Origin of the sequence: Methylorubrum populi, assembly GCF_002355515.1 — a bacterium.
Taxonomy (GTDB): Bacteria; Pseudomonadota; Alphaproteobacteria; order Rhizobiales; family Beijerinckiaceae; genus Methylobacterium; species Methylobacterium populi_A.
Window position 1 is genome coordinate 2,722,505 of the sequence record NZ_AP014809.1, and the last position, 10,228, is coordinate 2,732,732.

The window sequence follows — 10,228 nt, forward strand, 5'->3', positions numbered from 1 at the left end:
CGGTCGCGGCCGGTTCCGCCGCGCTCTCCGGGGGCGCGGTCGCCCTGAGCGCCGCCGGCGCCGGCGCCGGCGCCCACAACCGGATCGGCGCGCTGATCAGTGCATCGATCGACGACGACGGCGCCGGCGACAAGATCACGGCGGGCGCCGTGACGGTCGCGGCCCGCGACAACTCCGTCCTCTCCGTCGAGACCGGCGCGGCCTCCGTCGCCGCGGCCTTCGGCTTCTTCGGGGGCGCCGCCTTCTCCCTCGCGGTCGCCGCGGCGGACAACGTGATCGAGAACAGCGTCACGGCGGCGATCCGGAATCTCGGCGGTGCGAACGGTCTCGCGGTCGGCGGTGCGGTCAACGTCACCGCCAGCGAGAACGCGAGCCTGACGAGCCGCTCCCGTGCAGGGGCCATGGCCGCGAACGCCTCGCTCTTCGGCGTCGCCATCGCGGGCGGCGGCGCCGGCACCGGCGACACCGTCAGGAGCAAGACCAAAGCCGGCATCTTCGACAGCAAGGTCACCGCCGCGGGCGACGTTTCCGTTCAGGCCAGCGACACCACCACGGTCGATTCGCAGGTGCTCGGCATCTCCGTGGCCGGCGGCCTGCTCGCTCTCGCTGCCGGCGGATCGGTCGCCAAGGTCGACGTGACGCCATCGGTCGAGGCCAAGCTCGCGGGCAGCACGATCGCGGCCGACGACGTCGTCGTCACCGCGACCGCCACGCCGTCCGCCTACGCCAAGGCCACCGGCATCAATGCCGGCACCGCTGCGGTCGGCGCCTCGACCGCGCTCGTCAACGTGGCCGCCACCGTCGCCGCCTCCACCGAAACGACCGGCCTCACCGCCAACACGGTGACGGTTCTGGCGAGTCTCTCCCGCGGCGCGAACCCGACGGCTCAGGCCGAGGCGACCGGCGCGGTCGGCGGCCTGATCGGCATCAACTCGACGGTCACCGACGCATCCAACACCAGCCTCATCACCGCAACCTTCGGCACTGGAACGGTGCTGAACGTGGCGCGGACCGTGTCGCTCGCGGCATCCAGCGCGACGCAGCAGCGGTCGAACGCCAACAGCGCCAGCCTCGGCCTTGTGGCAGCGGGCGCTACGGTCTCGCGGGCGGCATCCGCCACGCAGACCACGGCCAACGTCACCACCGCGAATACGATCCGCGCCGGCGCGTTCTCGCTCACGGCGACCGGGTCCGACGACAATCTGGCCGCCGCGACGGCCGGCTCCGGCGGCCTCGTCTCGGGGGCGGCCGCCGTCACCACGACGAGCACCGGCGGCAGCACCAACGCGACTTTGGGCAGCAATGCCAAGATCGATCTGATCAACGGCCGCTCGGGGAGCGGGCTGTTCTTCCTGAACGCCGACCACACCGCGACGACCAACGGGCAGATCAGCACCAACAGCTACGGTGCCCTCGCGGGCAGTGGCGCCCTTTCCACCAACACCGTCACCCATGCCTCCAAGGCCACGGTCGGGGCTGCCGCCGAAATCCTCGCCTACGACATCACGGTCAATGCGCGGAATGCCGTGCTGAAGCCGCTGCTGGCGAGCCCCAATATCGACGGCAGCACGGCCGGTGGCATCAGCGGCGCCGGCGCGTCCAGCCGGACCGAACTCGGCCTGACCACGGCGGTGACCGTCGCCAGCGATGCCAAGCTCGAGACCACGCGCTTCGTCGGCGCCTACGGCAACGTGACATTCTCGGCGCTCAACGACATCAACGTCACCGACAAGGTCGTGCTGAAGACCGGCGGCGCGCTCTCGGGCGCGGGTGCCACGGCGGCGCTCGCCGGCCGGGGCGGCGCCGGGCTCGACGCCACGATCACCGTCGGTGACCGGACGCAGATCCTGACGCTCGGCAACCTTACCGCCAATGCCAACACGCGGGTGGCCGCGGCGATCATCGCGAACACCGAGACCAACGGCGGAGCCACCGTCGCCACCGGCGGCACCGACATCACGCTGCGGCCGAACAATGCGGTCACGATCGGCGCGGGCGTCAAGGTCACGGCCTACGGCAACCTGACCCTGGCCGCCGGCAAGCAGGCCGACCAGCGCGACGATGCCTACGATCTCTCCGCGCGGACCGATACCTTCGCCGGCAGCGCGATCCCGATCCAGTCGATCACCGCCAATATCGACCTGAAGCAGGCCAACACGATCACGGTCCAATCCGGCGCGCTGCTGGAGACCGGCGGCGACGCCGTGTTCAACACCAACTGGTTCGGCATGGCCGGCGCCGACGCCAAGGCGAAGGGAACGAGCTGGACCACGGCGGTTGCCGGCGCCATCGACAGCCTGCTGGGTGGCAACCCGCAATCGGTTCAGGCGGGTGACGCGCACACCTCGTCGATCGGCCGCGTCATCATGAACGGTACCGTGCGGACCGGCATCATCAGCGACATCAAGATCGTCCTGGATCAGCTGAGCAGCCAATCGGGCACGTCGACGACCTACACCGCGAACGGCCACACCTACGAGACGGGAGGCACGGCCGGTAAAACAATCCTCACGGGGACGATCTATCTCGGCGGCCAGGCCATCGGCGCGGACGGCAACTTCGTGACGGACGGCACGACGCCGAAATCCTTCACGCTAAGTCAGGACACGGGAGGCGAAACGGCGCTCGTGACGGCGCCGCGACTGCCGATCACCATCGCGATGGGCACCGAGCTGCTCCGCTCGGGCCTGATCGAGGCCCTCAACGACGCGATGGCCAAGAAGCGGGACTATCAGCGCGATGCCGGCCTGCAGGCCTTCTACAACAACGAGATCCTGCGCATCGCGGGCATCCTGAAGGCCCAGGGGCTCGCCGAGATCTTCTATGAGGCCGACGGCAAGACCGTTGCCGGCGTCGGCGCCGTCCGCCAGCAGGTTCAGGTCATCACCATCGGCGCCTTCACGGCGGGTGCCGGCCGCATCGCCGTCTTCGCGGACGACCTCAGCGGCAGCGGGGCCTTCCAGGCGAAGGAGAAGGGCAAGGTCGAGATCCAGAACAACTCGACCGCGTCGCTACGCATCGGCGGCATCACGATGCCGGAATCCTCGGGCGGTCTGACCTATAACGGCGTCAAGGTCTCCCTGGCGGCCGACCCGCAGAAGAAGATCGGCGAGATCAACGCGGAGAACGCGGCGGACGACGGCTATGTGCCGAGCACGGCCACTTTCTCCGAGATCGCCTCCGGCGGCAGCTTCAGCAACGCTGCCAACAGCACCATCGACATCAACAACAACCTGGGGGTCACCACCGCCCCGAACGGGTTCACGATCCCGGCCGGTGCACTGATCATCGCCGGCGCGATCACCGCGCCGAACGCCATCCTCACCGCGACGAGCAAGGGCGACCTCTTCGTCGATGCGGGCGCGCGCATCCTCGTCAAGGAGAACAAGTCCAAGGCGACCGGTTCGGCGACGATCGGCGGCCCCGGTTCGGTCAATGACAAGTCGGTCGCAGAGATCGGCGGTTCACCCTATGCGCAGGTGAAGAATGCCTTCGTGAGAGACGGCTTCTCGCCGTCGAGTGTCGACGCGATCGTCGCAAGCTTGTCGGTGAAGTCGAGCGAGCCCAATCTTCAGGCCAACCAGATCTCGATCAATGCCCAGTATGTCAACATCAATGGTCTGATCCGTAGCGGTGTCTCGGAATACAAGCTCGTCGTCGACGATGCTGCGGTCAGTGAGATTAGGGCGGCATTCGCGAACAAGACCGCGCCGTACATAACGATCAAGAGCCTCTCGAAGGAGGGGCTGTTCACGGTCGAGCTGGACACAACCTACGGAAGCAAGGGGCGGCTCGTCGTCAAGGAACTCGTGACCTTCGGCGGTTCCGTCTCGATCACCGGCAACATCCTCAACACCGGCAACGGCACCGGCCGGATCGAAGCCCTCGCCGGCTATTCCAACATCACCATCGAAAATTATTCAGACTACGACATCGTCATCGAGAAGCTCGACAACAGCAGCCGCGGCGCCGGCAGCGTGGTTCTGAACGACCTGTCCTACGCGAGCGACACCGTCCGCTATCGCACCACGATCTACCAATCGACGAAGAACGCATCCGGGCAGGACGCCGTCTCGGCGACCGTCCGCACGATCTACAACGACGCGAACACGGCCCCCACGACGGTCTCGGATCGACCGGATCAGAGCAATACGGGGCGCACCGCGACCTACACCCCGAAGGACGGCTGGCGCTACGCCTACGCGGTCGGCCAGACCTCGACCAAATACGAGAAGACGGTGACGGGAACGTCGTCTTGGGCCGGCATCGACGCCCTCGCGAAGGACCCGGCGACGATCCAGGGCTTCAAGGAAGTCGCCACCGGCGACGTACGGATGCTTGAATCGGGAACTTACTACTATCTCGATGTCAGCAATAATGCTTCTTATACATTCCCGACGATCAACAATCCCTCGACCATCAATCTCTCCGGGTACAGCGCGCCGAAGATCACCGATTCCTGGCAGACCAGCACGTGGTACGGGAAGAAGACTTACTACACCGAGTGGACGCGCGAGCAGCCGCGAGAGACGACGGCAACGGCCAATATCGAGGCCGACCGTCCGATCCAGATCGCCTTCTACGGATCCGATCGCGGTGACATCAGCATCACCTCGAGCGGGTCCGGGAAGATCCTGATCAGGGACGGGATCGTCAACGCCTCGGGCAAGGTGACGATCAACGCCGGCGGCTCGATCGAGCAGATGAACGAGACGGCCACGATCTCCGCCGCCACGGTCAGCCTCACCTCGCGGTCGGGCAGCATCGGCAACGGCACGGCCGTCCTCGGAAGTGACGTCAACGGTCCGGGCGCGATCCCGGTGGCCGGCGCGCAGGCGCTGCGGATCGACGGAGTGTTCACCACCGACAAGGACGGCAAGCGTACTTATACCGCGCCGGTCGTCCTCACCGCTTCGGCGGCGGGATCGGTCTACATCCAGAACGCCGGTCTTCCGGCCCTGCAGATCGACTCCGTCTCAGCGAGCGGCGGCGACGTGACGCTCGTCTCCGCGCCGGGCATCGTCGTAGCGAGCGGCAAGGCCGGCTCGATCAGCGGCGGCATCATCACGCTGGCCGCGACCTCCGGCGACGTCGGTTCCGGCGACGTGACCGACACCGGGATCCTGAACCTCAACGGCCGCCAGACGCAGCGCGACCGAGTCGATATCCTGGCTGGCGGCAACGTTTCGGTCCGGCAGACCTCGGGCAACCTGCGCCTCAACAGCCTCACCGCCGGCGGAGACGTCGTCGTGCAGGTCGTGAACGGCAGCCTGCTCAACGTGAACAACGTCGTCGTGCGCGACGAGCGCAAGGCGGCCGACCTGATCGGCGGTGTCTGGAAGGATCTGGCCCTCACCGGGAGCCAGGCGGACGCCAAGTTCAAGGCGACGCTGAGCGCCTACGAGAGCACACGGGAGCGCGACTACAACGCCTACTGGTCCTACCGGAATCAGCAGGCGGATCCCTCCGTCTACGACGCCAGCTTCGAAGTGAAGCTCAGCGCGAAGACCGGCGAGTTGCAGTACTACGAGTCCCTCTACAGGCAAGAGGCGACGGGCAAGGGGCTCAGCGGCAGCGCCGTGACCGACTATGTCGGCAAGGCCATCGCCGCGATCGAGCAGAGCCGCACCGCGCAGTACCGGGCGCTCCACCTGCAATACGGCCGCTACGGCGACGTCTATCACGCCGATCTTGCCGGCGATTACGCGACGTACTGGGCCATCCGCGGGACGCAGCCGAGCGCCACTGCCTTCGACACGAGCTATACCGTGACGGCGACGGCCGCATCGCTGGCCAAGATCCAGGCGGCGACGCACGCGGCGCCGATTTCCGGCGATGCGATGATCGCCCGCGTCACCGCGCAGATCGCGCAGATCGAGAGCGAGCGCGGCGGCATTGCGCGTCTGAGCGAGGCCGAGATCCGGGCCCTCTACGAGACGGCCATCGAGGCGGAGGCGCGCGGGGCGCGGCTGGCGGACGAAGCGTTCAAGGCGCTCGCGAGCTACGACACCGCCTATGCGCGCTACGAGGTGCTGAAGGCGAGCCGGGTCAACGGCGCGATGACGCTGACGACCGCCGAGCGCGACGCGCTGCGTGCGCAGTTCGGCAGCGACGCGACCGGAAGCGGACTGACCGGCGCCGCCAAGGACGCCTATATCGACGGCCGGATCAAGGCGGTCCAGGAGACCCGCGCGGACGAGCTGGCCAGGCTTTCGGCGCTGTTCTCAGGGATCGCCAAGGGTGACCAGAGCACCTTCACGGCGCAGTACAACCTCTACCTGAAGCTGCGCGGCTCGCTGGTGAACGGTGCGCCGGCGCTCACGAGCGCCGAGATCGCCGACCTGACCAGCCTCTACGGCACCGATGCCACCGGCGCGGCGCTGAGCGGCGCGGCGAAGGACAGCTACGTCGCGGCCAAGATTCAAGCGACGCTCGACGCGCGCGCGGCCGAGTACACCAAGCTGAACGCGATCTTCGCGAGTTCGGCGGCGACCGATTACGCCCGGCTGACCGCCATCTTCGGAAGCACCGCGCTCACCGACTACGTCGTCGATCAGATCCAGCAGGTCGAGGCGTCCAGGACGGTCGATTACCGGAACCTCGCGCTGACCTTCGCCGGCTTTACGGCGGGGACGATCAACTACGACACCGCCTATGCGCGCTACGAGGCGCTGAAGGCGAGCCGGGTCAACGGTGCGATGACGCTGACGACCGCCGAGCGCGATGCGCTGCGCGCGCAGTTCGGCAGCGATGCCACCGGAAGTGGGCTGACCGGTGCCGACAAGGACGCGTACATCGAGGGCCGGATCACGGCGGTCCAGGAGGCCCGGGCGGACGAGTTCGCCGGACTCTCGGCGCTGTTCTCTGGGATCGCCAAGGGGGACCAGGGCACCTTCACGGCGCAGTACGACCTTTACTGGAAGCTGCGCGGCTCGCTGTTCAACGGGGCGCTCACGCTGACGAGCGCCGAGATCGCCGACCTGACCAGCCTCTACGGCACCGATGCCACCGGCGCGGCGCTGAGCGGTACGGCGAAGGACCGCTACGTCGCGGCCAAGATCAAGGCGACGCTCGACGCGCGCACGGCGGAGTACGCGAAGCTGAGCGCCGTCTATGCGGGCTTCGGCGACCGTTACCTGCCGAAGCTCGGCACGGCTTACCAGATCTACAGCAGCGACAAGGCGAATGCCGATACCAACGGCATCGTGCGGATCACCGGCGCCGAGCGGATCGCCCTCGCCGTGCAGTTCGCCGACCAAGCCAAGTTCCAGACCCTCGGCGAGATGTTCCTGCAGGCGGAAACCGCCAAGAAGGTCGTGGCGGCCGAGCTAGCGCTCAAGGCCGATTACGCGCGGCTTCACGCCAGCTTCGGCGGCCTCGGCGACGCCTATGATCCCTCGCTGGTGGAATCCAGATCCGATGCGGACAAGGCCGGCTACGAAACCTATTGGAGCTACCGCAACCAGCAGATCGATCCGAGCGTCTACAACGCGTCCTTCGCGCCGCGTCCCACAGGACAGGCGCTCATCGATGCGGTGAGCACGGCCCGCGCTCGTGCCGCGGTCGAAACCCAGGCCGCCTCGTCCCCGGCCATCACGGCCGCCCGCCAAGCGGCCCAGGATGCCCGCGGAGCGGCGCTCACGGCGCAGTACCGATCACTCCACGCCTTCTTCAACAGCTTGCCCGCCTCCAACGGCGAGGCGACCCTGACGGCCTCGAAGCAGGACAACCCGGCCTTCTTCGTCGACAGGGCCACGGCCAAGGACATCGACGACGGCATCAAGCGCTGGACGGAAGAGGAATTGCTGAGCGCGGTCGGCCAGGGCCTGCTCAAGGAAGTGCCCAGCACCGTCGTCGATATCCAGAGTCCGATCATCAAGGGCCGCTCGATCAAGCTCGTCACGGCCGACAATGTCGGCTCGACCAGCGGCACCACGCTGATCGCGGTCGGCAACAACGCGCCGCGCATGACGGTCGACCAGCAGATCGATCTGGCCGCTGCCGAGCGCAGCGATCTCGTCTTCCTCACCAAGGCGCCGATCACTGCCAGCGTCGTCTTCGCCAACAACGGCACGACCGGAACTGTCACGCGGGTGGATGGCGGCCTCTGGGATCTCACGGCCTTCACGAAGGACGGACAACTCATCGATGCCACGCTGTTCATCGGCGGCCTGACGCAGAACGCCACCGCCGAGACCCGGGCCTATTTCAAGATCGTGTCCGTCACGGACACGGTGATCACCGTCGCCTTCTCCGGCAGCAAGAGCTTCCAGGAAGGGATCGCCCGCAACGTCACCTTCGGTGCCAGCGTCGCGGTGAGCAGCGAGGCGCCGCGCGCTTCGGCGACGATGTCGGTCGACCGCCTCAAGGCCGCCCCGACCAGCTTCGATGTCACCTTCAGCAACGACGCCGCGACGAACCAGGGCGTGCTGACGCTCAACAGCGGCACCTGGGACACCGCGCTCTACGCCGTCGGCGACACGCTCTTCATCGCCGGCGACACCACCAACACCACGGCGATCGCCACCAACGTGTTCCGGATCGCCGCGATCGCGGGTGGGGTGATCCGTCTCGAGGCCGGCCAGCTCTTCGACACCACGGGCGGCCTGAACGGCGGACTCGCGGCCAATGTCGAGGTCGGCGTGCGCGCGACGGCGGCCTCGGGCGGCGTCTACGTCGTCAACCGCGTTCTGTCCGACCGGGGCGCCAGCTTCCTGGCGGACGGCTTCAAGCAGGGGCTGCGGATCGGCCTTGCCGGCGCGTTCGGCGTGAAGACCGCCAACACGACCGGAGCCGAGACCTTCTACGAGATCGCCAAGGCCGGCAGGGCCACCCTTGTCCTGGGACTGTCAGGATTTCCGTGTGTGGCCGGGCGGTTGATCATCAGGCCGCCATGGCTCTGATGAAACGTTCGCCGAAGATCACGGCAAATTGCGCCTTCGCCATGGTCCACTCACGTGGTGGCATCTTCCACTCTTTCTCCGACCGATTCAAGATCAGGTAGAGCAGCTTGGTGGCGGCCTCGTCGCTGGGGAAGTGTCCCCTGGCCCTGACAGCCCGCCTGAGCTTCGAGTTCAAAGCTTCGATGGCGTTCGTAGTGTAGATGATCCGGCGGACCTCGTCGGGGAACGCAAAAAACGGGATCACCTCGCCCCAGGCGCGCCGCCAGCTCTGGCCGATGGCGGGATAGCGCTGCCCCCAAGGGCCAGCCTCAAATGCTGTCAGCGCCTTTTCGGCGGCATCTGCGTCGGTGGCACGGTAAATCTCCTTGAGCGCGCTGGCGAGGTTCTTTCGGTCCTTCCAGGAGACGAAGTCCATCGAGTTGCGCAGCAGGTGAACGATGCAGGTCTGGACGATCGCATCGGGGAACACTGCGGTGATCGCATCGGGAAAGCCCTTCAGGCCGTCAACGACGGCCAGCAGGATGTCTTCAACGCCACGGTTGCGAAGCTCGTTCATCACCCGAAGCCAGAACTTGGCACCCTCATTCTGCTCGAGCCACAAGCCGAGCACCTCCTTTGCGCCGTCGGCGCGGACGCCCAGCGCAATGTGGATCGCCTTGTTGCGCACCATGCCCTCGTCGCGGATCTTGACCCGGATCGCGTCGAAGAAGACCAGCGGGTAAACCGGATCGAGCGGCCGCTGCTGCCAAGTGGCGACCTCATCGAGCACGGCGTCGGTCACCGTGCTAATCAAATCGGGTGAGACGTCGATGCCGTATAGATCGTGCAGGTGCCTGGTGATCTCGCGGGTGCTCATGCCGCGCGCGTACATCGACACGATCTTGTCGTCGAAGCCGGGAAAGCGGCGTTGATACTTGGCGATCAACTGCGGGTCGAAGCTCGACTGGCGATCGCGCGGCACGTCGATCGCCAACTTGCCGGTGTCGGTCATTACCGTCTTCCGACCGTAGCCGTTGCGCATGTTGCCGGCGCCGTCTTCGCCAGCGAGGTGGTGATCCATCTCCGCATTCAGGGCACGCTCTGTCAGCGCCTTCTTCAGCGAATCGAGCAGACCGCCCTGCTCGAAGGCGGCACTGGCAGTGCCGCCCGCCAAAAGCTGATCGAGAAGCTCATTCGGTATGGCAGGTTCTTTGCGTCGTGACATAGTGGGACTCCTTGTTGCCCATTATGCCCGGCCACACACGGAAATCCTGACAGTCCCCTTGTCCTCGACACGAGCAATCTCAGTGCGAACAAGCTGGCGCCGATCGCCGAGACCGGCCGCA

The 10,228-nt window shown here is 66.7% G+C and carries 2 protein-coding genes (1 of these 2 only partly in view); one reads left to right on the forward strand and one right to left on the reverse strand.

Going from position 1 to position 10,228, the window contains the following annotated elements; translation table 11 throughout:
• Positions 1 to 8,903: the 3' portion of an LEPR-XLL domain-containing protein gene (locus MPPM_RS12470; protein WP_096485344.1), read on the forward strand. Its footprint begins 18,358 nt before the window's first position; only the last 8,903 of its 27,261 coding nucleotides appear in the window; the start codon falls outside the window, past its left edge; its stop codon occupies positions 8,901 to 8,903.
• Here the strand turns inward: MPPM_RS12470 and MPPM_RS12475 are convergent.
• Positions 8,884 to 10,107, reverse strand: a complete 1,224-nt coding sequence (locus MPPM_RS12475) for an IS256-like element ISSpwi2 family transposase (RefSeq protein ID WP_044663225.1) — start codon at positions 10,105 to 10,107, stop codon at positions 8,884 to 8,886. The genes MPPM_RS12470 and MPPM_RS12475 overlap by 20 nt on opposite strands.
• Positions 10,108 to 10,228: the final 121 nt, after the last annotated feature.

Excerpts from the sequence above, each read along its gene's own strand:
- MPPM_RS12475 (WP_044663225.1), bottom strand. The coding sequence starts at position 10,107 with ATGTCACGACGCAAAGAACCTGCCATACCGAATGAGCTTCTCGATCAG.